The organism is Pseudomonas sp. R32 (genome assembly GCF_009866705.1).
GTDB classification, from domain to species: Bacteria; Pseudomonadota; Gammaproteobacteria; order Pseudomonadales; family Pseudomonadaceae; genus Aquipseudomonas; species Aquipseudomonas donghuensis.
In genome coordinates, this window is the sequence record NZ_CP019396.1 from 4,982,014 (window position 1) to 5,006,047 (window position 24,034).

At 64.3% G+C, this 24,034-nt stretch carries 26 protein-coding genes and 1 tRNA gene; 13 read left to right on the forward strand and 14 right to left on the reverse strand.

Annotated features, from left to right (window positions below; genetic code table 11):
- Window positions 1-17: 17 nt before the first annotated feature.
- The 6 genes from nusB to nrdR form a co-directional block, all read right to left on the reverse strand.
- Entirely contained in the window at window positions 18-518 is a 501-nt protein-coding gene (nusB, locus tag PspR32_RS23000; protein WP_010222843.1) for a transcription antitermination factor NusB, read from the reverse strand.
- Window positions 515-991, reverse strand: a complete 477-nt coding sequence (ribH, locus tag PspR32_RS23005) for a 6,7-dimethyl-8-ribityllumazine synthase (protein ID WP_010222842.1) — start codon at window positions 989-991, stop codon at window positions 515-517. Before ribH ends, nusB begins: the two co-directional genes overlap by 4 nt.
- 89 nt (window positions 992-1,080) lie before the next feature.
- Window positions 1,081-2,175, reverse strand: coding sequence for a bifunctional 3,4-dihydroxy-2-butanone-4-phosphate synthase/GTP cyclohydrolase II (gene ribBA / locus PspR32_RS23010; RefSeq protein ID WP_010222841.1), 1,095 nt, complete (start codon window positions 2,173-2,175; stop codon window positions 1,081-1,083).
- Window positions 2,176-2,193: 18 nt separating this feature from the next.
- The gene (locus PspR32_RS23015; RefSeq protein WP_010222840.1) at window positions 2,194-2,859 is read right to left on the reverse strand and encodes a riboflavin synthase; all 666 of its coding nucleotides are present in this window, start codon (window positions 2,857-2,859) and stop codon (window positions 2,194-2,196) included.
- Between the two features lie 45 nt (window positions 2,860-2,904).
- Window positions 2,905-4,035 carry a bifunctional diaminohydroxyphosphoribosylaminopyrimidine deaminase/5-amino-6-(5-phosphoribosylamino)uracil reductase RibD gene (gene ribD, locus PspR32_RS23020; protein ID WP_159389220.1) on the reverse strand — a complete coding sequence of 377 codons (1,131 nt, stop codon included), beginning with the start codon at window positions 4,033-4,035 and terminating at the stop codon, window positions 2,905-2,907.
- Between the two features lie 2 nt (window positions 4,036-4,037).
- Entirely contained in the window at window positions 4,038-4,502 is a 465-nt protein-coding gene (gene nrdR / locus PspR32_RS23025; RefSeq protein ID WP_010222838.1) for a transcriptional regulator NrdR, read from the reverse strand.
- Between the two features lie 107 nt (window positions 4,503-4,609).
- On the opposite strand from nrdR, the gene PspR32_RS23030 reads away from it, so the two are divergent.
- From PspR32_RS23030 to trxA, 3 genes are read left to right on the forward strand one after another with little or no spacing between them, the layout of a single operon-like run.
- Window positions 4,610-5,056 (forward strand): hypothetical protein, encoded by a 447-nt coding sequence (locus PspR32_RS23030; RefSeq protein WP_026001297.1) that lies wholly within the window; start codon window positions 4,610-4,612, stop codon window positions 5,054-5,056.
- Window positions 5,056-5,715 carry a class I SAM-dependent methyltransferase gene (locus PspR32_RS23035; protein WP_159389221.1) on the forward strand — a complete coding sequence of 220 codons (660 nt, stop codon included), beginning with the start codon at window positions 5,056-5,058 and terminating at the stop codon, window positions 5,713-5,715. Before PspR32_RS23030 ends, PspR32_RS23035 begins: the two co-directional genes overlap by 1 nt.
- 31 nt (window positions 5,716-5,746) lie before the next feature.
- Window positions 5,747-6,619, forward strand: a complete 873-nt coding sequence (gene trxA / locus PspR32_RS23040) for a thioredoxin (RefSeq protein ID WP_036997004.1) — start codon at window positions 5,747-5,749, stop codon at window positions 6,617-6,619.
- A 66-nt stretch (window positions 6,620-6,685) separates the two neighbouring features.
- On the opposite strand, the gene PspR32_RS23045 is transcribed toward trxA, so the two are convergent.
- Window positions 6,686-7,030, reverse strand: a complete 345-nt coding sequence (locus PspR32_RS23045) for a hypothetical protein (protein ID WP_010222834.1) — start codon at window positions 7,028-7,030, stop codon at window positions 6,686-6,688.
- Window positions 7,031-7,162: 132 nt separating this feature from the next.
- On the opposite strand from PspR32_RS23045, the gene PspR32_RS23050 reads away from it, so the two are divergent.
- The 5 genes from PspR32_RS23050 (at window position 7,163) to PspR32_RS23070 (ending at window position 11,090) form a co-directional block, all read left to right on the forward strand.
- Entirely contained in the window at window positions 7,163-7,741 is a 579-nt protein-coding gene (locus PspR32_RS23050) for a DUF2796 domain-containing protein (RefSeq protein ID WP_159389222.1), read from the forward strand.
- Window positions 7,742-7,787: 46 nt separating this feature from the next.
- The gene (locus PspR32_RS23055) at window positions 7,788-8,507 is read left to right on the forward strand and encodes an ABC transporter ATP-binding protein (RefSeq protein ID WP_159389223.1); all 720 of its coding nucleotides are present in this window, start codon (window positions 7,788-7,790) and stop codon (window positions 8,505-8,507) included.
- Entirely contained in the window at window positions 8,507-9,772 is a 1,266-nt protein-coding gene (locus PspR32_RS23060; protein WP_159389224.1) for an ABC transporter permease, read from the forward strand. Before PspR32_RS23055 ends, PspR32_RS23060 begins: the two co-directional genes overlap by 1 nt.
- 8 nt (window positions 9,773-9,780) lie before the next feature.
- Entirely contained in the window at window positions 9,781-10,296 is a 516-nt protein-coding gene (locus PspR32_RS23065; protein ID WP_036997008.1) for a DUF3299 domain-containing protein, read from the forward strand.
- A gap of 110 nt (window positions 10,297-10,406) precedes the next feature.
- Complete coding sequence (locus PspR32_RS23070; protein WP_010222829.1) at window positions 10,407-11,090, forward strand: OmpW/AlkL family protein; 684 nt, start codon at window positions 10,407-10,409, stop codon at window positions 11,088-11,090.
- A 78-nt stretch (window positions 11,091-11,168) separates the two neighbouring features.
- Here the strand turns inward: PspR32_RS23070 and PspR32_RS23075 are convergent, their stop codons facing one another.
- Together PspR32_RS23075 and PspR32_RS23080 are read right to left on the reverse strand one after the other, a co-directional pair.
- Window positions 11,169-12,098, reverse strand: coding sequence for an NAD-dependent epimerase/dehydratase family protein (locus PspR32_RS23075; protein WP_010222828.1), 930 nt, complete (start codon window positions 12,096-12,098; stop codon window positions 11,169-11,171).
- Window positions 12,091-12,975, reverse strand: a complete 885-nt coding sequence (locus tag PspR32_RS23080; protein WP_036997010.1) for a sugar nucleotide-binding protein — start codon at window positions 12,973-12,975, stop codon at window positions 12,091-12,093. The genes PspR32_RS23075 and PspR32_RS23080 overlap by 8 nt, the downstream gene beginning before the upstream one ends.
- Before the next feature lie 295 nt (window positions 12,976-13,270).
- Here PspR32_RS23080 and PspR32_RS23085 point away from each other — a divergent pair, with 295 nt between their 5' ends.
- From PspR32_RS23085 to PspR32_RS23095, 3 genes are read left to right on the forward strand one after another with little or no spacing between them, the layout of a single operon-like run.
- Window positions 13,271-14,314: a TauD/TfdA family dioxygenase gene (locus tag PspR32_RS23085; protein WP_036997012.1), complete on the forward strand. Its 1,044-nt coding sequence runs from the start codon at window positions 13,271-13,273 to the stop codon at window positions 14,312-14,314.
- Window positions 14,315-14,331: 17 nt separating this feature from the next.
- Window positions 14,332-15,126, forward strand: a complete 795-nt coding sequence (locus PspR32_RS23090) for a TSUP family transporter (RefSeq protein WP_159389225.1) — start codon at window positions 14,332-14,334, stop codon at window positions 15,124-15,126.
- A 9-nt stretch (window positions 15,127-15,135) separates the two neighbouring features.
- Entirely contained in the window at window positions 15,136-15,975 is an 840-nt protein-coding gene (locus PspR32_RS23095) for an alpha/beta hydrolase (RefSeq protein ID WP_010222824.1), read from the forward strand.
- 6 nt (window positions 15,976-15,981) lie between these two features.
- Here the strand turns inward: PspR32_RS23095 and PspR32_RS23100 are convergent, their stop codons facing one another.
- On the reverse strand, window positions 15,982-16,800 hold the full coding sequence (locus PspR32_RS23100) for a helix-turn-helix domain-containing protein (protein ID WP_010222823.1): 819 nt from the start codon (window positions 16,798-16,800) through the stop codon (window positions 15,982-15,984).
- 175 nt (window positions 16,801-16,975) lie between these two features.
- Here PspR32_RS23100 and PspR32_RS23105 point away from each other — a divergent pair, with 175 nt between their 5' ends.
- Both PspR32_RS23105 and PspR32_RS23110 read left to right on the forward strand, forming a co-directional pair.
- Complete coding sequence (locus tag PspR32_RS23105) at window positions 16,976-18,418, forward strand: alanine/glycine:cation symporter family protein (RefSeq protein WP_036997017.1); 1,443 nt, start codon at window positions 16,976-16,978, stop codon at window positions 18,416-18,418.
- An 81-nt stretch (window positions 18,419-18,499) separates the two neighbouring features.
- Window positions 18,500-19,492 (forward strand): asparaginase, encoded by a 993-nt coding sequence (locus PspR32_RS23110; protein ID WP_036997019.1) that lies wholly within the window; start codon window positions 18,500-18,502, stop codon window positions 19,490-19,492.
- 4 nt (window positions 19,493-19,496) lie between these two features.
- Here the strand turns inward: PspR32_RS23110 and PspR32_RS23115 are convergent.
- The 4 genes from PspR32_RS23115 to fdhE all read right to left on the reverse strand — a co-directional run bounded on the left by PspR32_RS23115 (window position 19,497) and on the right by fdhE (window position 24,031).
- Window positions 19,497-19,592: transfer RNA gene (locus tag PspR32_RS23115), tRNA-Sec, on the reverse strand.
- Between the two features lie 9 nt (window positions 19,593-19,601).
- Window positions 19,602-21,521, reverse strand: coding sequence for a selenocysteine-specific translation elongation factor (gene selB / locus PspR32_RS23120; RefSeq protein ID WP_159389226.1), 1,920 nt, complete (start codon window positions 21,519-21,521; stop codon window positions 19,602-19,604).
- Window positions 21,518-22,948: an L-seryl-tRNA(Sec) selenium transferase gene (gene selA, locus PspR32_RS23125; protein ID WP_159389227.1), complete on the reverse strand. Its 1,431-nt coding sequence runs from the start codon at window positions 22,946-22,948 to the stop codon at window positions 21,518-21,520. The genes selB and selA overlap by 4 nt, the downstream gene beginning before the upstream one ends.
- 159 nt (window positions 22,949-23,107) lie before the next feature.
- Window positions 23,108-24,031, reverse strand: a complete 924-nt coding sequence (gene fdhE, locus PspR32_RS23130) for a formate dehydrogenase accessory protein FdhE (RefSeq protein WP_010222817.1) — start codon at window positions 24,029-24,031, stop codon at window positions 23,108-23,110.
- Between the last annotated feature and the right edge of the window lie 3 nt (window positions 24,032-24,034).

The window sequence follows — 24,034 nt, forward strand, 5'->3', positions numbered from 1 at the left end:
GGCACAGAGCGCCGCAATCAGCGCTTGAACGCCTTGACTTCGGCTTCACGCAGGCGTGGTGCCAGCTTGTCGAGCACGCCGTTGACGAACTTGTGGCCGTCGGTGGCGCCAAACACTTTGGCCAGCTCCACACCTTCGTTGATCACAACGCGGTACGGGACATCGACGCGCATCATGAACTCCCAGGTGGACAGGCGCAGCACCGCCAGTTCAACCGGATCGAGCTCTTCAAGGGCCAGGTCCAGGCACGGCTTCAGTGCTTCGTCGATTTCGACTTTTTTCGCAGGAACCCCGTGAAGGATTTCGCGGAAGTAGGCGCCGTCGACATCGGTGAAATCGTTATCGACCCGGAACTGCGCTTCGATCTCGTTCAGCGACTGCTTGGCCATGTGCCATTGGTACAGGGCCTGAGTCGCGAGCTGACGGGCTTCGCGACGCTTGGCGCTTTTCGATGGCTTGCCAGCATCCGCAGGTTTTGGATCGCGCGGGTTGAAACGATCGCTTTCGTCGCTAATCACTTGGCCTCCAACTGCGCCAGCAGGCTGACCATTTCCAGAGCGGACAGGGCAGCTTCGGCGCCCTTGTTGCCGGCCTTGGTGCCGGAACGCTCAATGGCCTGTTCGATCGAGTCGACGGTCAGGACACCGAAGGAGACCGGCACGCCGAACTCCATGGACACCTGGGCCAGGCCCTTGGTGCATTCGCCCGCGACATACTCAAAGTGCGGGGTACCGCCACGGATCACTGCGCCAAGGGCGATGATCGCGGCATATTCGCTTTGCTGGGCGACTTTCTGTGCCACCAGCGGGATTTCGAAGGCACCCGGGGCACGGATGATGGTGATGTCGCTTTCGTTCACACCGTGGCGAACCAGGGCGTCAACGGCACCGCTCACCAGGCTTTCGACGACGAAGCTGTTGAAGCGGCCAACCACCAAAGCATAGCGACCTTTGGGGGCGATGAAGGTACCTTCGATGGTCTTCAGGGTCATTCCGGAGTTCTCATCTTAAAGAGCCAGGCCGCAAACGGGCGGCCTGTGGGGGTTTGGGACACGAATGGCAGCGCGACAAACCGCCTGCTTTATTCGGAGGGCACGTATTCTACAACTTCCAGATCGAATCCGGATATCGCATTGAACTTCATTGGCGAACTCATCAGGCGCATTTTGCGCACGCCGAGGTCACGCAGGATCTGCGAACCGGCACCAACGGTGCTGTAGGTGGTCGGGGTTTTCGCCTGCGATGCAGCATCGGCGCTCTCACGAATGTGAGCCAGCAGCACGTCGCCATCGAGCGGGTGACCGAGCAGCAGCACCACACCGCTGCCAGCGTCTGCAACGGCGCTCATGGCCGCGCGCAGGCTCCAGCGACCCGGTTGCTTGACCATCAGCAGGTCGCGCAGCGGGTCCATGTTGTGCACCCGTACCAGGGTCGGCTCTTCGGCGCAGATGTTGCCCAGGGTCAGCGCCATGTGCACGTCGCCCTCGACCGAATCACGGTAGGTGACCAGGTTGAAATGCCCCAGTTCGCTGTCCAGCGGCTGCTCGGAAACCCGCTGAACGGTACGTTCGTGGATCATCCGGTAGTGGATCAGGTCGGCGATGGTGCCGATCTTGATGTTGTGTTCGGCGGCGAAGGTTTCCAGTTCGGCGCGACGGGACATGGTGCCGTCGTCGTTCATCACCTCGCAGATCACCCCGCTCGGCTCGAAACCGGCCATGCGCGCCAGGTCGCAGGCAGCTTCGGTGTGGCCGGCACGGGCCAGGGTACCGCCCGGCTGGGCCATCAACGGGAAGATGTGGCCAGGGCTGACGATGTCTTCGGCCTTGGCATCACGGGCGGCGGCCGCCTGTACGGTGCGTGCGCGGTCGGCAGCGGAAATGCCGGTGGTAACCCCGGTGGCGGCCTCGATCGACACGGTGAACTTGGTGCCGAAGCCCGAGCCATTGCGCGGCGCCATCAGCGGCAGCTTGAGCGTTTCGCAGCGCTCGCGCGACATTGGCATGCAGATCAGGCCGCGGGCGTGCTTGGCCATGAAGTTGATGTGCTCGGCCTTGCAGCACTCGGCGGCCATGATCAGGTCGCCTTCATTCTCGCGGTCTTCGTCATCCATGAGGATGACCATTTTGCCCTGGCGGATGTCTTCGACCAGTTCTTCGATACTGTTGAGCGCCACTGGGCACCCCCTTTCAAATCAGGATTTCAGGTAGCCGTTGGCGGCCAGGAAACTTTCGGTGATACCGCTGCCTTTGCTCGGCTCGGCGGCCTTGTCACCCAGCAGCAGACGCTCCAGGTAACGTGCCAGCAGGTCGACCTCAAGGTTCACCCGACGACCTGGACGGTAGTCGGCCATGATGGTTTCGGCCAGGGTGTGCGGGACGATGGTCAGCTCGAACTCGGCGCCATCGACGACGTTCACTGTCAGGCTGGTACCGTCGACGGTGATCGAGCCCTTGTGGGCAATGTACTTGGCCAGCTCTTTGGGGGCACGAATGCGGAACTGGATGGCGCGGGCGTTATCGCTGCGCGACACCACTTCGCCAACGCCGTCGACATGGCCGCTGACCAGGTGACCGCCCAGGCGGGTGGTCGGCGTCAGGGCCTTTTCCAGGTTGACCCGGCTGCCGCTTTTGAGCTCGTTGAAGGCGGTGCAGTCGAGGGTTTCGCGGCTGACGTCGGCCCAGAAGCCATCGCCAGGCAGCTCGACCGCGGTCAGGCACACGCCGTTGACGGCGATGCTGTCGCCCAGCTTGACGTCGCCCAGGTCGAGCTTGCCGGTTTCGACATACACCCGCACGTCACCACCCTTGGGGGTCAGGGAACGGATGCTGCCAATCGATTCGATGATGCCGGTGAACATGGAGTCCTCCTCGAGAACAGGGCTGCGCGGGGCGCTAGCCGCAAATTATACGCCGGGCGCGGGCTTCGGCACGGCCGTGACTCGCCAGTCATCGCCTACCGCGCGCATTTCGGTGATCTGCAAATAGGGCGCCTGGCTCATGGTTTCCAGTGGCCAGTCGAGTAACGGCCGGGCACTGGAGCCGAGAATGCGCCCGGCGACAAAAATCTGGTACTCGTCGATCAGGCCTTGGCGGGCAAAGGCACCGACCAGGCCGGCACCGGCCTCGACCAGCACTTCATTGACCCCACGGGCTGCCAGCTCGAGCATCAATGCCGGCAAGTCGACGCGACCCTCGCTGCCGGGCAGGCGCAGCAGCTCATGGCCGGCCTGGGCATAACGCGAGTCGGCTTCGGCGGCGGTTACCACCAGGGCCGGCCCGGCTTGAAAAAATGGCGCATCGAGCGGCACACGCAAACGGCCGTCGATCAACACCCGTAGCGGCGCACGGGCCAGGGCCAGCGCGGTGGTTTGCGGGTCCAGCCCGAGCTCGTCACCGCGCACGGTCATCCGCGCGTTGTCGGCCAGTACGCTTTCGGCGCTGGTCAGCACCACGCTTGAGCGCGCACGCAAGCGCTGCACCGCCGAGCGCGCCGCCGGGCCGGTAATCCACTGGCTCTCGCCACTGGCCATGGCCGTGCGCCCGTCCAGGCTCATCGCAAGCTTGGCCCGCACGAACGGCAGGCCGTGCTCCATGCGCTTGAGAAAGCCCGGGTTCAAGGTGCGGGCCTCGGCTTCGAGCACACCGCTGGCAACCTCGATACCCGCATCAGCCAGGCGCTTGAGGCCTTGGCCGGCAACCTGCGGATTAGGATCCTGCATGGCCGCCACCACCCGCGCCACGCCGGCCTTGACCAGCGCCTCGGCACAGGGCGGCGTGCGCCCGTGGTGGCTGCATGGCTCAAGGGTGACGTACGCACAAGCGCCACGGGCCAGCTCGCCGGCCTGGCGCAACGCGTGTACTTCGGCATGGGGTTCGCCGGCACGCACGTGCCAGCCTTCGCCGACGACCTGGCCGTCACGGACGATCACACAACCGACGCGCGGGTTCGGGTGGGTGGAGTACAGGCCCTTGCGGGCCAACTCGATGGCCCGGACCATGTAGTGCGCATCAAGTACCGCGCGTTCGCTGGACATGCTCACTCTTTAGCCGGCACGCGGGCCAGGCGGTCGATTTCTTCACGGAACTCGTTGAGGTCCTGGAAACGCCGGTACACGGAGGCGAAGCGGATATAGGCGACCTCATCGAGCTTCTGCAGCTCGGCCATGACCAGTTCGCCGACGACCAGCGACTTGATCTCGCGCTCGCCGGTGGCCCGCAACTTGTGCTTGATATGCGCCAGCGCCGCTTCCAGGCGCTCGACACTGACCGGGCGTTTTTCCAGGGCGCGCTGCATACCCGCGCGCAGTTTTTCCTCGTCGAAGGGCTGGCGGCTGCCGTCCTGCTTGATCAGCCGGGGCAGAACCAGTTCGGCGGTTTCGAAGGTGGTGAAGCGCTCACCGCAGGCAACGCATTCGCGCCGACGGCGCACTTGCTCGCCCTCGGCAACCAGTCGCGAGTCGATGACCTTGGTGTCGTTGGCACCGCAGAAGGGACAGTGCATGGTGGCAGGCAACAAAAAAAGGGAGGGCCATGGTAGCGCATCCCACTGGCAAGACAAGCCAAAGGGGTTACCATCCAGTGAGGAAATATGCCGCGAAGGAATTCCCCATGCCATTAAGAGCGCTTGTCGTGCTCAGTTTTGCCGCCGTGCTGGCCGCGTGCAGCAGCGATAAACCCCAGCCTGCAGCGGCGCCCAAAGCCCCTGTAGCAAGCAAACCGGCCAAAGAGCTCGGGCCTTTGCCGGCCTATCAGCGCGAGCTGAGCGGGACCTTGCTCAATATTCCGGTGGGCGCCGAAGTCGAACTGGCCCTGCTGGTGATCGATGAACGGGGGCGCCCGCAAGGCCTGCTGGCCAGCAGCACGCTCAGCGGCAATGGCCTGGACCTGCCGTTTCGCCTGCGCTTCAACCCCGAGGCCTTCCCGGCCGGTGCGCGGGTCGAACTGCGTGGCCGCGCGAGCAAATCCGGGCAACTGATTCTGCACCTGCCGCCGCTGCGTATCGCCCAGGCCCAAACCCAGGCCACCGGCCCGTTGCGCTTCGAAAAGGCGCCATGATGGCACCGGCGCCGCTGCAACAGGCCTTGAGTGAACTGCTGGGTGACGCGCAACTGGTGGTCAGTGAACTGCCCGAGTGCGCGCTCAAGTTGTGGTTGATCGATGCCCAGAACATGGACCGCGCCTTCAGCGCCGAAGAAACCCGGCGCATCCTCCACGAGCCGCCGTACTGGAGCTTCTGCTGGGCCAGCGGCCTGGCCATGGCGCGCTATCTGGACCAGCATCGGCACTGGGTCGAGGGTAAGCGGGTACTGGACTTTGGCGCAGGCTCCGGCATTGTCGGCATTGCCGCAGCCAAGGCCGGCGCGCGTGAAGTGGTCGCCTGCGATCTCGACCCACTGGCGCTGCAGGCCTGCCGGGCCAATGCCGCGCTCAACGAAGTGGAACTGAGCTATTCCAGCGACTTCTTCCAGGAAGCCGACCGTTTTGACCTGATCCTGGTCGCCGACGTGCTCTACGACCGCGCCAACCTGCCGCTGCTGGATGAATTCCTCAACCGTGGCCAGCAGGCCCTGGTGGCCGACTCACGGGTACGGGACTTCAGCCATCCGCTGTACCAGTCGCTGGGTGTGCTCGATGCCCTGACCCTGCCGGACCTGGCCGAGCCCCACGAATTCCGCCGGGTCAGCCTGTACCACGCCAGCCGCCAGCCTTTATAGTGATGCCATTCACGGATTTTCGAGAGTCGCGATGAACCCTGCTACCCCGTACATTTTCGACGCCACTGCCGCCGATTTCGATCAGTCGGTGCTCCAGAACTCTTTCCACAAACCGGTGCTGGTCGACTTCTGGGCCGAGTGGTGCGCACCGTGCAAGGCGCTGATGCCGCTGCTGGCGCAGATCACCGAGAGCTATCAGGGCGAACTGCTGCTGGCCAAGGTCAACTGCGATATCGAGCAGGACATCGTCGCCCGCTTCGGTATCCGCAGCCTGCCGACCGTGGTGCTGTTCAAGGATGGCCAGCCGGTGGACGGCTTTGCCGGCGCCCAACCGGAGTCGGCGATTCGCGCCCTGCTCGAACCCCACGTAAAACTGCCGCCACCCGCTGCCGCCGACCCGCTGGAACAGGCCCAGGCACTGTTTGCCGAAGGGCGCTTCAGCGAAGCCGAGAGCACCCTCAAGGCACTGCTCACTGAAGACAACAGCAATGCCGGCGCGCTGATCCTCTACGCCCGCTGCCTGGCTGAACGGGGCGAGCTGGGTGAGGCGCAGATCGTGCTCGACTCGGTCAAGAGCGATGAGCACAAGGCCGCCCTCGCCGGCGCCAAGGCGCAGCTGACCTTCCTGGGCCTGGCCGCCAACCTGCCGGAAGTCGCCGACCTGAAAGCGCGCCTGGCGCAGAATGGCGAAGATGATGAAGCCGCGTACCAGTTGTGCATCCAGCAGTTGTCGCGCCAGCAGTACGAGGCGGCGCTGGAAGGCTTGCTCAAGCTGTTCAAGCGCAACCGTGGCTATGACAGCGGGCTGCCGCACAAGACCTTGCTGCAGGTGTTCGACCTGCTGGGTAATGACCATCCGCTGGTCGGCACCTACCGCCGCAAGTTGTTTGCTGCCTTGTATTGAATTGATCACGGGGCAAGCCCGCTCCTACTGATTTTGTAGGAGCGGGCTTGCCCCGCGATACCCTTGTCACCCCAGCCAGTGATAAACCGGCGCGTCCGCCCCGCTTTCCACCTTCACCTCGGCACTGTGGCGCAGGCGCACCAGCAGCCGCTTGCCCGCCGCAGTATTGCCCGCCAACCCTTCCAGATGTTCAAGCAACTCCGGCCCGTTGAGCTGCCCGGCCTTGCGCAGCACCTCGCGCGCCGCCTGCCATAGCGCATCATCCGGCCGCGCCGCTGCCACGGGAGCGGTAGCCAGCGCTGGCGCTGGCGCCACAGCAGCCAACTGACCGCCCAGTTGCGCCCATTCCGCCGGGTCCAGCTCCAGGGTCAGGTCTACCGGCCAGTCGCCGATGTGTCCGCGAATTCGCATGGGGTTGTCCTTGTACGCAATCAATGGGCCCATGCTCCCACGCCAACGCCTCATCGCCAAGCACACTGGCGCGCGCCGAACAAGTTGTTATAACATTACCAAACCCATCCAGTGCCTCCGCGGAGTCCATCCATGCGTCGTCTGTTGCTTGCCTTGCCGTTTGCCTTGTTGCCCCTGGCCGTCGCTCATGCCCACGACGATCACGACCATGATCATGACCACGCCCATGGCAGCCTCGCCGCCCATGAGCACGGCGTCGCCCGCCTGAATGTGGTACTGGACGACAAGACCCTGGAGCTGGAGCTGGACAGCCCGGCGATGAATCTGGTGGGCTTTGAGCACCCGGCCACCAGCGTCGCCGACAAGGCCAAGGTCGCGAGTGTGCGCACACAATTGGAAAAACCATTGGCCCTGTTCGGCCTGGCCAAGGCGGCCAACTGCAGCGAAAGTGATCAAGCGCTGGAAAGCCCGCTGTTTGGCGACAAACCGGCAGCCGATGACGATGGCGACGAGCACGAAGGCCATGACCACAGTGAAGTCCATGCCCATTACCGGCTGGCCTGCGACAATCCTGGCGAGCTCAAGAGCCTCGACCTGAGCCCGTTGTTCAACGCCTTCCCTGCCACCCGGAAAATTGCGCTACAACTGATCGGACCGAACGGCCAGCAAGGTGTCGAAGCGACCCCGGCCAAGGCCACGATCAACTTCTGATAGCCCTTTTGCAGCGAAACGCCCGGGGTAACCCGGGCGTTCATTTATGAGCCAGGCACTGATTGAACTGACCGACCTGGGCTTTGCCTGGCCGGGCCAAGCCCCCTTGCTGGATATTCCCGCCCTGCGCCTGGACGCTGGCGAATCGCTGTTTCTCAAAGGCCCCAGTGGCAGCGGCAAGACTACCCTGCTCGGCCTGCTCAGTGGCGTGCAAAAGCCCGATCGCGGCAGCATCCGCCTGCTCGGCCAGGACTTGAGCGAATTGAAGCTGGCCGCCCGCGACCGCTTCCGGGTCGATCACACCGGCTACATTTTCCAGCAGTTCAACCTGCTGCCGTTCCTCTCGGTACGGGAGAACGTTGAACTGCCCTGTCGCTTCTCGCGCAGCCGCGCGCAACGCGCCGCCGAGCGCCACGGCAGCATCGACCAGGCCGCCGCCAGCCTGCTCGCGCATCTGGGCTTGAAGGACCCGGCGCTGCTCGCGCGCCGTGCCGACAGCCTGTCGATCGGCCAGCAGCAGCGTGTCGCCGCCGCCCGGGCATTGATCGGCCAGCCGGAACTGGTGATCGCTGACGAGCCGACGTCGGCCCTCGATGCCGACACCCGTGAAGCCTTCATCCGCCTGCTGTTCGCCGAGTGCCGTGCGGCCGGCTCCAGCCTGTTGTTCGTCAGCCACGACCAGAGCCTGGCGCCATTGTTCGACCGTCAGTTGTCCCTTGCCGAACTCAACCGCGCGGCGCAGCCGGGCAACGACCTGGAGGCCTGATGTACCTGCTCCGCCTTGCCCTGGCCAGCCTGGCCAACCGCCGCTTCACCGCGTTTTTGACCGCCTTCGCCATCGCCCTGTCAGTCTGCCTGCTGCTGGCGGTCGAGCGGGTGCGCACCGAAGCCCGCGCCAGTTTTGCCAGCACCATCAGCGGCACCGACCTGATCGTCGGCGCCCGTTCAGGTTCGGTGAACCTGCTGCTGTACTCGGTGTTTCGCATCGGCAACGCCACCAACAACATCCGCTGGGAAAGCTTCGAGCACTACGCCAGCGACAAACGGGTGAAGTGGGCCATCCCCATCTCCCTGGGCGATTCGCACCGCGGCTACCGGGTAATGGGGACCGACGCGCGCTACTTCGAGCACTACCAGTACGGCCGCAAGCAGAACCTGCAACTGGCCGAAGGCCGAGCCTTTGCCAGTGATCCGTTCGAGGTGGTGCTGGGTGCTGAAGTGGCCGACGCCCTGCACTACAAACTTGGCGACAAGCTGGTGCTGGCCCATGGTGTGGCGGCCATCAGCCTGGTCAAGCACGACGACAAGCCCTTCACCGTGGTCGGCGTGCTGCAACGCACCGGCACCCCGGTCGACCGTACCCTGCACATCAGCCTGGGCGGCATGCAAGCCATCCACATCGACTGGCACAACGGCATGCCGGCCCGTGGTGCCGGGCGTATCAGCGCCGAGCAGGCACGCAACATGGATCTCAAGCCCGCAGCCATCACCGCCTTCATGCTGGGCCTGAACAACAAGGTGGCCACCTTCAGCCTGCAACGGGAAATCAACGACTACCGCGGCGAACCGCTGCTGGCGATCCTCCCGGGCGTAGCCCTGCAAGAGCTCTGGAGCCTGATGGGGACTGCCGAGCAGGCGCTGTTCGTGGTCTCGCTGTTTGTGGTGCTGACTGGCCTGATCGGCATGCTCACGGCGATCCTCACCAGCCTCAATGAGCGGCGCCGGGAAATGGCCATCCTGCGCTCGGTGGGCGCCCGCCCCTGGCACATTGCCGGGCTGCTGGTGCTCGAAGCGCTGGCCCTGGCGCTGGCGGGTATCGTCGCCGGGCTGGGCTTGCTGTACGCCGGCATCGCCCTGGCTCAGGGCTACGTGCAAGCCAACTACGGCCTGTTGCTGCCCCTGGCCTGGCCCAGCGCCCACGAGTGGGCCCTGCTCGGCATCATTCTTGGCGCCGCCCTGCTGATGGGCAGCGTGCCGGCCTGGCGCGCCTATCGTCAGTCACTGGCCGACGGCCTGTCCATTCACCTGTGAGCACTTCGATGACCCGCGCCCTGCTGCTGTCACTGCTGTTGATCGCCGCCCCTTCATGGGCGGCCGAACCCCGTACCCTGGAATGGCAGCAACTGATCCCGGCCGGGGCGCCGGTGATCCAGCCGCAGTTGGCGCCGCTGCACGACCTCTCGCAGTTGAGCGATGCCCTGGCCGCGGAAGCGGCGCCAGCAGCGCGGCAAACCGCACCGAATGCCCCGGTGGTCAAGGCCCTGGATGGCCAACAGGTAAAACTGCCGGGCTATATCGTGCCGCTGGAAGTCAGCGAGGCAGGCCGCACCACCGAGTTCCTGCTGGTGCCCTACTACGGCGCCTGCATCCATGTGCCGCCACCGCCATCGAACCAGATCGTTCACATCTTCAGCGAGATCGGGGTGAAGGTCGAAGACCTCTACCAGCCTTACTGGATCGAAGGCCAGATGCAGGTCAAGGCCACCAGCAGTGAGCTGGCCGATGCCGGGTATCAGATGGAAGCCGAGAAAATTTACGCATACGAGCTAGAATAAATGGCCGCTTGCAGGGCTTTAGCGATTTCATTGAGCTGAATCAAAAATCGCCGTCCGTCAGCTCCTTACCATTGGACTCATTAAATTCTAAACGTCCTTTGGGAGCTTCCATGAACAAGTCCTTGCTTGGCGCCTCGCTCGTTGCTCTGGCGCTTGCAGCCCCTGTTGCCCACGCCCACCAGGCTGGCGACTTCATCCTGCGTGCCGGCGCGATCACCACCGCTCCCAACGAAAACAGCGGCGACATCAAGCTAGACGGCACCAAGATGTCCGGCACCAAGGCAACCCTGGACAGCGACACCCAGCTGGGCCTGGCCTTCGCCTACATGCTGACCGACCATATCGGCCTCGAGCTGCTGGCCGCCACCCCGTTCCAGCACACCGTTGGCGTCAAGGGCCTGGGCGCTGGCCTGGACGGCAAGCTGGGCGACATCAAGCAACTGCCACCGACCCTGTCGCTGCAGTACTACCCGATGGAAGCTTCGTCGAAGTTCCAGCCTTATGCCGGTATCGGTCTGAACTACACCATGTTCTTTGACGAAGACCTGAGCAGCAACCGCAAGGCTCAAGGCTTCAGCAACATGAAGTTGAAAGATTCGGTCGGCCTGGCGGGTCAGTTGGGCATGGACTACATGATCAACGACAACTTCCTGATCAACGCCGCGGTCTGGTACATCGACATCGACACCAAGGCCACCATCGACGGCCCAAGCGCCCTGGGCGTCGGCAAGACCAAGGTCGACGTGGATGTCGATCCATGGGTCTACATGGTTGGCGTGGGTTACAAGTTCTAAGCGTCGTCTAAACGCACATCGCGGGGCAAGCCCGCTCCTACAAAGACAGGTAGGAGCGGGCTTGCCCCGCGATGCTTTTCAGCGTCCTAGCAGACGCGCCAGCCCGACCACCAATGGCGTCGGCTCGGGAACGTCAAAGCGCGTCAGCAAGCGCTGATTGTTCGCCCGCGAATGGCGAATGTCACCCGAACGCGCCGGCCCGTAGCTGATCGCTGGCAGATCACCGACCACCGACTTCAGCGCCGCCAGCAACTGGTTCAATGAAGTTGCCTGATTCAGGCCAATGTTCACCGCCCCCTCTGCGACTGCTGCCATCTCCAGTGCCTGGACCATTACCGAGACCAGATCACCGACATAAAGAAAGTCGCGGGTCTGCTCGCCATCGCCAAACAAGGTTATCGGCGTACCGTTCAAGGCACGCTCGCAGAAAATGCTGATGACCCCGGAATATGGCGAGGACGGATCCTGGCGTGGGCCGAAGATATTGAAGAAACGGAACACCACCGGTTCCAGACCATGCTGGCGACGGTAGAAGTCCAGGTACTGCTCACTGGCCAGCTTGTCCACGGCATAAGGCGTCAACGGCGCCTTGACGGTGTCTTCATCGATTGACTGACCCTCGCCGTTGTTGCCGTAGACCGCGGCGCTGGAGGCAAACAGCACGCGCTTGATGCCGTTCAGGCGCATGGCCTCGCAAACATTGAGGGTGCCGATGAAGTTGCTCTGGTGGGTTTTCACCGGGTCATCCACCGAGGCTTGCACCGAGGCGACAGCGGCCAGGTGCACGACAGCCTGGCAACCGGCCGCAGCGCGTTTGACCAGTTCGGCATCGGCGACATCGCCTTCGACCAGTTGCAGACGCGGGTTGTCCATCTGCAGGTTGCTGCGCTTGCCGGACGACAGGTCGTCGAGGATGCGCACCGCATAGCCTTTTTCCAGCAGCGCATCGCTGAGGTGGGAACCAATGAAGCCGGCACCGCCGGTGATCAGAATAGGGGCATCAGCCATGACGATAGAAACGATCCAGTAAGGGCGGCAAACCGGCGCGCCAGGCGCGAGGCTTGATGCCAAAGGTATGGAGAATTTTCTTGCAGGCCAGCACGGCATGCTGCGGTTCTTCACTGGCGTCCGGGCGCGCGGCGTGGGCCTGCGCAGTCGGTGCCTGGACCGCCAGCTTATGCAACTGGGCAGCTTCAGTGAGGATAGCCTGTCCCAGCGCCAGCGGCGTGGTCGCCTCGTTGCCGGCGTAGTGATAGGTACCCCACAAAGGTGCGGCGCAATCGAGCTGCTTGAGCACTGAAAGGATGACCCGCGCGGCGTCATCCACCGGTGTCGGGTTGCCACGCCGGTCATCGGCCAGCAACAACTCCTGCGGTTGCTCGGCGCGGGTCAGAAAGCGCCCGAGCACACCATCAATGCTCTCATCAAGGACCCAGCCAAAGCGCAACAGCACATGTTGCGGGCAGGTGGCGCGCACGCTCTGCTCGATGCGCCACAGGGCCTGGCCACGCAGGCCCAACGGCACCGGTTCGTCCTTCTCGCTGTAGGCGGTGGCCCGCGAGCCATCGAAGACCCGGTAGCTGGACGGCTGGACAAGAATGATGTTGTGGTGCTGACACAGTTCGGACAGGCGCTCGACGGCGCGCTCCTGCTGGGCCAGGCGCTGCTCGCTGACCGCTTCGGCCTGGAACCAGTCGAAATAGTAGGCCAGGTTGATCAGCGCATCGGGGCGGGTATCGTCGAGCAGCTGGGTCAGGCTGGCCGGATCCCAGCCGCTGTCCGGCGGGCGTGGCGCCAGAAAGCCGATATCTTCCTCGGCCCCGAGTCGAATCAGCGCTTGCCCGAGGGCACTTCCACCACCCAACAGCATCAGGCGCATTCGCATAGAGTCAGCAGGTCCGATCAGATTATTGGAAGAAAGCCTTCATTTTGCGGTTTCCGGCAGGGGAAGTCCAACACAGGGGTGCGCAGCTCGCGCGGCATTGCGTCAAGGCTGAAGAATATTCTGCACTTACACAAATCCGGAAACTGCCTATACTGCGCCCGGAATTAGCTGACTGCCCTGAATGGATTAACCAGGAGGATAGTTAGCTTATTCGTTCGCCGGAGGCCAGACGCTCAGCCTGACACCCGGCCGGCACGGATTGCCAGATAAAACCAATAACAAAGGAATGTTTCCCATGCAGGATTCGGAAGTCGCGTACCTGAAATTCGATCAGGACCAGGCCCGCACGCTGGCTGCTGCCAGCCAGTATCTCGCAGACCTCGGCGGCCCTCAGGCACCCGGCGTCGCCAGCCAGGCCCGCCAGTGGGCGCAGCGCCTGCAGCCTATCCTCGATGCCAGCCAGAAAGCTGTTCTGCAACGCTTTGCCGATGGCCAGCTGTCAGCCCTGATGTGTTCGCAGATGACCTGCCCGGGGAGCGACCCTGTGCCCGAACACCTGCCGCAACTGGCCACCCTGGCCCAGAGCGAACGCTGCCTGTACCTGGCCTCGCGTAACCAGTTGCTGCTGGCGCTGGCGAGCTACCGTGCTTTTGCCTTCGATATCGATAACGAGGGCCAGATTGTGCGCCTGGTCGGTAACTTCAAAGGTGGCGGCAGCGTGCCCCGGCCCGGCGAGGAGCACAACACCCGGATCGAACTCAGCTCTCACGCCGGACTGCGCCTGGGGCCGCACACCGAAGCCCCCTACAACTGCTCGGTTGTCGCCCGTGAAGGCCGCTCGCCCGCCCCCTCGGCACTGATCCTCTCCGCCCGCTGGAACCCGGCCAACGAACCGACCCGGATCATCCCGCTGCGCGGCATCCTCGAACAATTGGGCAGCCTGCATGCACTGGCGCTGACTTCGGCGTCCTTCGACTTCACCCGCAGCGACTGCTTCGTGGCCGGCCAAGGCGATGCCGGCAAGGCCACTACCATGCTGCAATTCGATCCCAATGGCGGTTTCAGCCTGCGCTACAACTCGTATCGTTTCTCGCTCAACGATCACGCCAGCGACGCTGCCGCCCGCGCATTCGACGCCTTCCAGGCCCTGGTCAGGGACGCCCAGCCCTTGCCGTTCGTGCTCCAGCCCGACACCGCATTGCTGGTCAACAACAACCGCGCCCTGCACGGGCGCGACATTCTCCAGGACAACCGGCGCCTGCTGGTGCGCCTGTTCGGGTACTCGCGCTTCGCGAGCCCGGTAGTGCTCAATGACGACCCGCTGCTGGTGCGTGGCTGAACAAGGAAACCACCCAGATGATGGAAATTGATATCCCCCTGTTGCTGACCCTGGCGTCGGTGGCGCTGATGGCCGGCTTTTTCGACGCCATCGCCGGCGGTGGCGGCCTGATCACCCTGCCGGTGCTGTTCGTTGCCGGCATCGACCCGCTGGCGGCGATCGCCACCAACAAGTTCCAGGCCGCATCGGCCACGGTCTCGGCCACGGTTGCCTTCGCCCGCAAGGGCATGATCGACTGGAAGCGCGGCCTGCCGATGGCCGCCATGTCGTTTGCCGGCGGCGCCCTGGGGGCGTTGTCGGTCAGCCTGGTGCCCAAGAGCTTCCTACAGGCCTGCGTACCGGTGTTGCTGATCCTGGTGGCCGCCTACTTTGCCTTCAGCCCCAAGCCGGACGAGCAGCAGCGCAAGGCGAGGATTTCGATCAGCCTGTTCTGCCTGGCGGTGGCGCCTGTGATCGGCTTCTACGACGGGGTGTTCGGCCCGGGGGTGGGTTCGTTTTTCATGGTTGCCTGCGTGATCCTGCTTGGCCAGCCGATGCTACGTGCGGTATGCAACAGCAAGCTGCTCAATGCCGCCTGCAACCTCGGCGCGCTGTCGGTGTTTTCGCTCAGCGGGGCCATCGTCTGGCCCCTGGCCCTGGCGATGGCCTGCGCGGCCTTCGTCGGCGCGCAACTGGGGGCTCGCTGCGCGGTGCATTTCGGTCCTAAACTGATCAAGCCGCTGCTGGTCTGCGTATGCTGCATCATGGCTCTCAAGCTGTTGCTCAGCACCGGCAACCCACTTGGCGAATGGCTGCATCATCAGTTCCTCTAGGCGGTGTCCATGCACCTTGAAACGATTTCGACGCAACGCTCCACCTGGCAATACGATGAACCCGCGCCGGCTGCCGAGCGCTTCATCAGCGAAACCTTCGACGGCTTCCAGCAACAGGCGCGGCTGCTGATACCCGATCAGGAGCGCGCCGCGCCACTGTTCGTGATCGGTGGCGCGCGCTCTGATTTCACCCGCCTCAACCCGCTGCTGTATCGCTTGCAACAGCAGGGTATCGGCTCGCTGACCGGCAACCTCTCAGGCCACAGCCTGGCGGCCGAGCCCGGCGCGCCACAGCCGTCGCTGACCACCAACCTGGAGGAGGCGCAGCGCTTTCACCGGCATATCGCCGAGCATTGCCAGACCCTGCTCGGCCACAGCCTCGGCGGCGCCATCGCGCTGAAACTGGCCGCGCAAACACCGGCCATCGACAAGCTGGTGCTGATCTGCCCGGCGGTTTACCCGGATGCCGCCCACCAGGCGCCCTTCGGCCCGGCCTTCACCGAGGCGATCCGCCAGCCCTACGGGTTTCTCGACTGCGACAGCTACGAATTCCTGCGCAAGTTCCAAGGCCGGGTGCTGCTGGTGATCGGCGAGTTCGACGGGCTCAACTCCAGGGCTTACGGGCAAGGCGAAGGCACCTCGGCCGGCACCTTGTGGCTGGCCGGCGCCCAGCGTTACAGCCCGATCCCCGAAGAAGTCACCCAGGCCCTGCTGCGCGCAGTGCCGGCGCCGCACCTTGAGTGCCTGCTGCTGACCGACTGCGATCACGGCATCGCCGCGCACCTGCGTGACAAGCCGGCCGTGGCCGATCAGGTGGCGCAGGTGGTGGCGGAATTCATTCTCGGCTGAGCGCGGTTACTCGATCTCGAACAGGCCGTTGCGGATCGGCCCGGCGCTCAGGCGCTCGCGTACATCGTCGTCGATCCGCGGGTCGTCCGGGCGGTACAGCTTGACCTGGCGGTAAGCGCTGATGCGGTTGATCTCGGGGCCCAGGTACTCCCACACCACCCGGGTGCAGGCCGGGGTGCGTCGGTCACCGCTGGAAACCCCGGTCTTGAGGCCGTTGAGGCGGGTGATGCGGCTCTTGAAGCTGGGGATCAGGATGGTCTGGCTCATCTCGTTGACGGTCAGCGATTCGTAGTCGAGCAAAAACAGGCGGTCCTGCAGCTGGAACGCCGCACCCAGGTAGCGGCAACGCACCCAGTCTTCGGCCTGCACATCGGTGCTGCTGGAGCGCTCCTGACGTTCCTGGCGCTCGAACAAAAAGCTGCCGCGCTCCTCACGCAGGTGCACCAGCGACAGCAGGATCGAGCCCGGTACCGACATGCAGTTGGAGTATTCGAAGTAGTAACCGCAGTAGCGCGACAGGTTGCCGGCATGTTCGCGCAACGGCCGCAGCAGTTCGACCAGTGGGTCATCCTGGCTTTGCACAAGGTTGATGGCGCTGCGGGCACCGATCAGGCGGGCGAACTGTTCCGGTGGCAAACCCAGCTCGTAATCCTCGACACCGAAAAAATCGCCGATGCGCTTGAGGTTGTATGCCGTCGGCTGGCTCTGCCCGCTCAGGTACTTGTTGAACTGCGCGCGGTTGATCGACAGCTGCCGGCAAACTTCCGAGATAGAGCGGTAGTGGCTGCAGGCAAGCTTGAGATTGGTGCCGAGATATTCGCTCATATGAGCCGTTCCAGGTGATGCGACAGGCGCCAGTTTAGCATCAAGTCGCATCAACTGAGAGCAACCCGCGAAATTGTAACCAACCTTGTCATGACCAACCATGCGCCCCCATGGATACGGCGCATCGACGCCGGCCTGTCGTCTTTCATGCGAAGAATAAGAATCGAGGTATTACATGCTCGAAGCGCTCAACGATTTCCTCTCGGGGAAACTCCTCATCGTGCTTATCGTCGGACTCGGCAGCTATTTCACCCTGCGCTCCCGTTTCGTCCAGTTCCGCCATTTCGGCCACATGTTCAGCGTCTTCAAGGAATCCCTTCGCGGCCAGGCAGGCCAACTGAGCTCGTTCCAGGCGCTGATGCTGAGCCTGGCAGGCCGTGTCGGTGCCGGCAACATCGCTGGTGTCGGCATTGCGGTTACCCTGGGCGGCCCGGGTGCGGTGTTCTGGATGTGGGTCACCGCACTGGTGGGCATGTCCAGCAGCTTTTTTGAGTGCACCCTGGCCCAGGTTTACAAGCGTAGCGACGGTGATGGCCTGTACCGTGGCGGCCCGGCCTACTACATCCAGCACGGCCTGAAGCTGCGCTGGATGGCGGTGGTGTTCGCAATCCTGCTGCTGGTGACCTATGGCTTCACCTTCAACGGCCTGCAGTCCTACACCGTGACCCACTCGCTGCAGAACGCTTTCGGCTTCGAGCCGCAGTACACCGGTATCGCCCTGGCCGCCCTGCTCGGCCTGGTGTTCATCGGTGGCATCAAGCGTATTGCCTCGGTGTCCGATCTGCTGGTACCGGTCAAGACCCTGGCTTACATCGGCGTCACCCTGTACGTGATCTTCACCCAGATCGAACACGTACCGGCCATGCTCGAGACCATCATCAAGAGCGCGTTCGGCCTTGATCCGGCGTTTGCCGGCCTGCTCGGCAGCGCCATTGTCATGGGTGTGAAGCGTGGCGTGTTCGCCAACGAAGCCGGCCTTGGCAGTGCGCCCAACGTCGCCGCCGTCGCGGCGGTACGCCACCCGGCGGCCCAGGGCGTAGTTCAGGCCTTCTCGGTGTTCCTCGATACCTTCGTGATCTGCACCTGCACCGCGCTGCTGATCCTGCTCTCGGGCTTCTACACCCCAGGCTTCGAAGGTGACGGCATCGCCCTGACCCAGAACTCCCTGGCCGCAGTGGTCGGTGACTGGGGGCGGATCTTCGTCAGCGTGGCCCTGTCGTTGTTCGTCTTCACCTGCATCCTCTACAACTACTACCTGGGTGAAACCAGCCTGCAGTTCTTCACCCGCAATCGCCTGGTGCTGCTGGCCTACCGCGGCCTGGTACTGCTGCTGATCCTCTGGGGCTCGGTGCAAAACCTGTCGACCGTGTTCGCCTTTGCCGACATCACCATGACCTGCCTGGCGTTCGTCAACCTGGTGGCCCTGGCCCTGCTGTTCAAGGTCGGCCTGCGCGTGATGCGCGACTACGACGAACAGCGCCGCGCCGGTATCGCCCAGCCGGTGTTCGATGCGTCGAAGTTTTCCGACCTCGACCTGGACCCGCAAGCCTGGCCGGTCAAGCCGGTTGCTGAAGCCGAGGCTGAAGTGGCTGTCGGTCAGGCTCAGACCCAGCGCTGATCCATACTGCAGAAAAAGCCGCCCCGTTCGTGGGCGGCTTCTCCCTCCCCCGCTTTTCTCTCACCTGCCCGGAAATTTCTCATGCGTGCAGTCAAGAACCTTCTAGTCCTGTACACCGGCGGCACCATCGGCATGCTGCAAACCCCGCAAGGCCTGGCGCCAGCCGGTGGCTTCGACGCGCGCATGCGAGAGCACTTGCAGCAACTGGCCGACGCACCAATGCTGAACTGGCGCCTACGCGAACTACGGCCGTTGATCGACAGCGCCAACATGCAACAAGGCAACTGGCTGGCGATGCGTGAGGCGATTGTCGACGCGGTCGAGCGCGATGGGCATGACGGCATCCTGTTGCTGCACGGCACCGACACCCTGGCCTACACCGCAGCGGCGCTGTCGTTCTTGTTGCTCGGCCTGCCGGCACCGGTGCTGTTGACCGGCTCGATGTTGCCGGCCGGCGCCCCCGACAGCGATGCCTGGGACAACCTCTGCGGCGCCCTGCGGTTGATGGCGACCGGTATCGAGGACGGCGTGCAGCTGTATTTCCACGGCCAGCTGCTGCATGGCGCGCGGACCTCGAAGCTGCGCAGCGAAGCGTTCGATGCCTTCGCCGCGCTGGCGCGTGAGCGCAATGGGCAACGTGCCGAGTCGATCCCGGCCTGCCTGGACTACCGTCAGGTGCGCCAACCGGTAAACCTGATGGTGTTGCCGGTGTTCCCGGGGCTGCAGGTCGGTCATCTGCGCAGCCTGCTGGCCAGCGGCGTCCAGGGCCTGCTGCTGGAATGCTATGGCAGCGGCACCGGGCCGTCGGACGATCAGGACCTGCTCGATGCGTTACACGACGCTCGCCAAGCTGGAGTATTGATTGCAGCGATCAGCCAGTGCCCGGAAGGCGCGGTGCACTTCGATACCTATGCGGCCGGCAGCCGCTTGCGCGATACCGGCCTGGTCAGTGCCGGCGGCATGACCCGCGAAGCTGCGCTGGGCAAGATGTTCGCCTTGCTCGGTGCCGGGCTGGATGTGCAGGCGGCGGAGCACTGGTTCGCCCTGGACCTGTGCGGCGAACGCGCGCAGTAGAAAATGGCGGAAGGCAGCGGGAGTCGAACCTGCCCGGGAACGGCTGCCGTCCCCAACCGGGTTTGAAGCCCGGCCGCGCCACCGGGCGCGATTGCCTTCCTTGTACGGATTACTGCCCGGGCGATTGCGCCAGGGCATTGTCGGCGCGGATCTGCCGCCGATCACCAACACGCCGGGTCAGGCCGATGCGGTCGAAGTACTCGAGTATCTGCACGCTGCGTTTGCGGCCGATCCCCAAGACATCGCGAAACGCTGCGACCTGCACCACCGGGTCATCGCTGGCCAGCTGCAAGAGCATAGCCGCCATTTGCCGGATTGTGGCCTCAGGATAGAACAGATCGCGCACCACCTGATGCACCTGCCCCAATCGGCCGAGCTTGCGCAGCAGCACCCGCACCTCGGCTTCATCGACGGATAACGCCTTGGCCAGGTCGCGTACCCAGGGGGGATCGAAGGCGCCGTCCACCAGCAACGGCTGCAACTGGCTCCACAGCAATGCATCCGCATCGCTAAGACGTATTCGATGTTCCGGCAAATGCAGCCACGGCCCGCTGCTACTCATCCTGTTGGCGGCGAGCAACTCATCCACCAGGCTGATGAATGCCGGACGCTCCAGCGCCAGGGCAACAAAGCGGCGCAAGCGGTCACGATCAGGGCCAAGCTGATCCGGTTCCTGCGTGTGGAAGAGCGCCAGCCCCTCCAACACTGAGTTTTGCAGCGCCTGCCAATGCTCACGGGTGAACAGCAGCGGGCCTTGCCGGGTGGCGATCACCTGGGCATTGGCGGGCAACTGCCAACTGCTGCGCAGGCGGTTGAACTGACGCTCCAGGCGCTGTGGATCAAGCCCGCCATCATCACAGGCGAGCAGCGCTGGCAAGGCCTGCTCCAGGCTGTCGGCACTCGCCAATGCCTGCAGCTGGGCCAGGCGTGCCTCGCTGCGGCGCTGGCGAGCAGGCGCAAAGGGATCGAGCACGCGACCACCGCCAAGGGTGCGCTGCGCACGCTGATCCCGCAGCACCAAACGATCACCGTGCACCGCTTGCAGCGGCGCGTTAGTGAGCAACTGAGCGAACATGCGCGCGCCCGGCAGCAACTGCTCGCCTTGCAACAAGGCCACCCGGGCCGTGACATCCTGGGTGCCCAGGTGCACATGCACCGGGCTGAAATGCTCGAAGGCGCGCAGTTCGCTGGCCAGCAGCTGCAGCTCGATATCCAGGCGCTGGGTCGGCGCATGCAGCCACTCGGCGAGCAGCCAGTCGCCGCGGTGAACATGCTCAAGCTGCAGGCGCTCGGCGCTGATGTTCAAGGCGACCCGCTGCCCGGCATGAGCTTCGGTGGCCGGCTGGTTCTGCGCATGCAGGCCGCGCACCCGCACCGGCTTGCCGGCTTTGCCCAACAGCAAGGTGTCGCCCAGTTGCACGCGCCCATCCAGGGCGGTACCGGTGACCACGATGCCCGCTCCGGCCACCGCAAAGGCGCGGTCGATGGCCAGGCGAAACCCGCCCTCGCGGCTGCGCTGGCTGACTTCACTCTGGGCCGCCAGCAAGGCCCGGCGCAGCGGTTCGATACCTTCGCCGGTCACGCTGGAAACCATGAACGGCGCCGCGCCCGCATAAGGCCCGGCGGCCAGCAACACGCTGACCTGGGTCTGTACCTCCTGCACGCGCTGCGGCTCGACCCGATCGCACTTGCTGATCACCACCAGAGCACGCGCAATGCCCAGCAGTTCGACAATCGCCAGATGCTCGCGAGTCTGCGGCATCACGCCGTCATCGGCGGCCACTACCAGCAGCACCAGGTCGATACCCTGGGCGCCAGCGAGCATGTTGTGGATAAAGCGCTCGTGGCCAGGCACGTCAATGAAACCGGTTAGCGGTGCGCCAGGGGTCAAGGCGGCATAGCGATAACCGAGGTCGATGGTCATGCCACGCTCACGCTCTTCCCGACGCTGGTCGCCGGCCTGGCCGGTCAAGGCTTCGAGCAGGGCGGTCTTGCCGTGATCGATATGCCCGGCGGTACCGACGATCACACCTGCACCTGCGGCAACTGCAACTGTGGCAACTGCGCCAGCCAGCCGGCTTCGTCATCCAGTTGGCGCAGGTCCAGCCACAGGGCATCGTCATCGATGCGCCCGAGCACCGGAAGCGGCAGGGCCCGCAACGCGGCTTCCAATCCATGCAAGGCGCGCCCACGCAGGCGCTTGGACACCTGCGGGCGTACACACAAGGCCGCGCTCGGCAAGCGCGCCACCGGTTGGCTGCCACTGCCGATCATGCCCAACGCAGGTTCTGCGCTGACCGCCCACTGTTCGCCCAGCGTTTTTGCCAATGCCGGCGCCAAGCGTTCAGCCTGCTGGAGGATTTCGGCCTGTGGCCGGGTCAGCAGGCGCAGGCTCGGCAAGCGTGCGGCCAATTGGTCCGGGTTGCGGTACAGGCCCAGCACAGCTTCGAGGGCCGCAAGGGTCAGCTTGTCGACTCGCAAGGCGCGTTTGAGCGGGTTCTTCTTGATCCGCGCAATCAAGTCCTTGCGCCCGACGATGATCCCCGCCTGGGGCCCGCCCAGCAGTTTGTCGCCGCTGAAGGTGACGATATCGGCGCCATCGGCCAGAGCCTGGCGCACAGTGGGTTCGGCCGGCAGGCCCCAGCGGGTGAGGTCGAGCAAACTGCCGCTGCCCAGGTCCTCCAGCAACGGCAAAGCGTGGCGATGGGCCAACTGCGCCAGCTCTGCCGTCGGTACCTGGGTGGTGAAGCCCTGGATGCTGTAATTGCTGCAGTGCACGCGCATCAACAGGCCGCTGCGGGGGCCGATCGCCGCTTCGTAATCGCGGGCGTGCGTGCGGTTGGTAGTCCCCACCTCATGCAGCTTGACCCCGGCGCGGGCCATGATGTCGGGAATACGAAAAGCGCCGCCAATCTCGATCAGTTCGCCGCGGGAGATGATCCCTTCCTTGCGCGCCCCCAGGCTGTTGAGCGCCAGCAGGACGGCAGCGGCATTGTTGTTGACCACGGTGACGGCCTCGGCACCGGTGAGTTCGCGGATCAGGCCTTCGATCAGGTCATCACGGTCGCCGCGCTTGCCACTGGCCAGGTCGAATTCAAGGTTGAGCGGGTAGCGGGCAGCCAGTTGCACGGCGTCGATGGCCTCCTCGGGCAGCAAGGCCCGCCCCAGGTTGGTGTGCAACACCGTGCCGGTGAGGTTGAACACCCGGCGGACCTGGCTGCGGTGCTGGGCAGCAAGGCGCTCAGCAGCCCGGCCCAGCAGCACGGGGGCGGCCAGCTCGGCGGCATCCAGTTGACCGAGCCTGACATCGTCGCGCAGGTCGTCGAGCAGTTGGCGCAGGCTGGCCAGGACCGCATCGCGGCCGTAGCGGTCGACCAGCGCAAGGCTGGCGGGGTGGCGCAACAGGGTGTCGATGGAGGGTAGGCGGGTCGGGAGCTTGGCGAGGTTGGACGACATTCAGACGGTTCTCAACTTCAGCGTTGACCTAGTGGGAGCTGGCTCACCAGCGATGGCGTCACTACCGTCCTGGCGATGGACCGCAGCGCCTGCATCGCTGGCAAGCCAGCTCCCACAGGGTTCGGGTGGCATGGGCAAAACCTCAGTGTAGACCCTATCTCACTCCCCTCCCGGCGCCAGCAACAAGTTCGGCGCCAGGCGTTGAAATCCTTCCTGATCCAGGCGCATATCCAGCGCCAGGCTGGCCAGGTCGGCCGACAGCGCTTCGGCATCGGCGTCGTTTTCCAGGTAGATGTGCTTGAGGTAGGCGTTGCAGCCCGGACAGCACTCGGCCTGCAGCGGTGCCTTGGCGCTGGCATGGCGGTCGTCCTCGAAGCTGAAATACTTCAGGTCCTTGCTCTGCTCGCAGTACACGCACTTGACCCGCACCACATGCCATTCGCAGGCACACAGCGAACACACCAGGTAACGCAGGCCGTTGTATTTGCCGCGGTGGCGGATCACCCCGGCCATCGCCGGTGAACCACAGGCCGGGCATTGGCACAGGCTGTCCGCCGCCTTCAACTCGACACCCTGCAGGCTCAGCAACCAATGGCTCCAGGCTGCCTGCAACGCAGCGCCGAGAAACGGCACCAACGCCGCCGGTACCAGGCTGTACTGGCCTGTGAGCAAGGCGATGGCCCACAGCTTGCGCTGTTCGTCGGCAGCACGCTGCAGTACTGCCACCGCATCCGCCACAGCGCCATGCGAAGCCGGATAGCGCTGCAACAACGCTTGCAGATAGGCCAGCCAACGGCCTTCGCGCACCAGGCTGTCGGCCGCCAGCGGTGGCAAACCGTGCTCCACACACAAGCGCTGGCGTTCAATGTCACTGGGGGCCGCGACAGGCGGTTGATCCAGCAGGCTTTGCTGCACCTGGCACAGGCCGGCCAGCAGCCGCAGGTAGTCCGCCAGCGGGTTGCCCGCAGCCAGTTGTTCCAGCCGCTGTGCGCGCAGAGTGAACAGATTGTTTGGCGGCAAGTGCAGAAACGGCGGCGTACTGGCCGCCGCTTCGATCTGCCCGGGTTCGAGAAGGGTGCTCAAGCG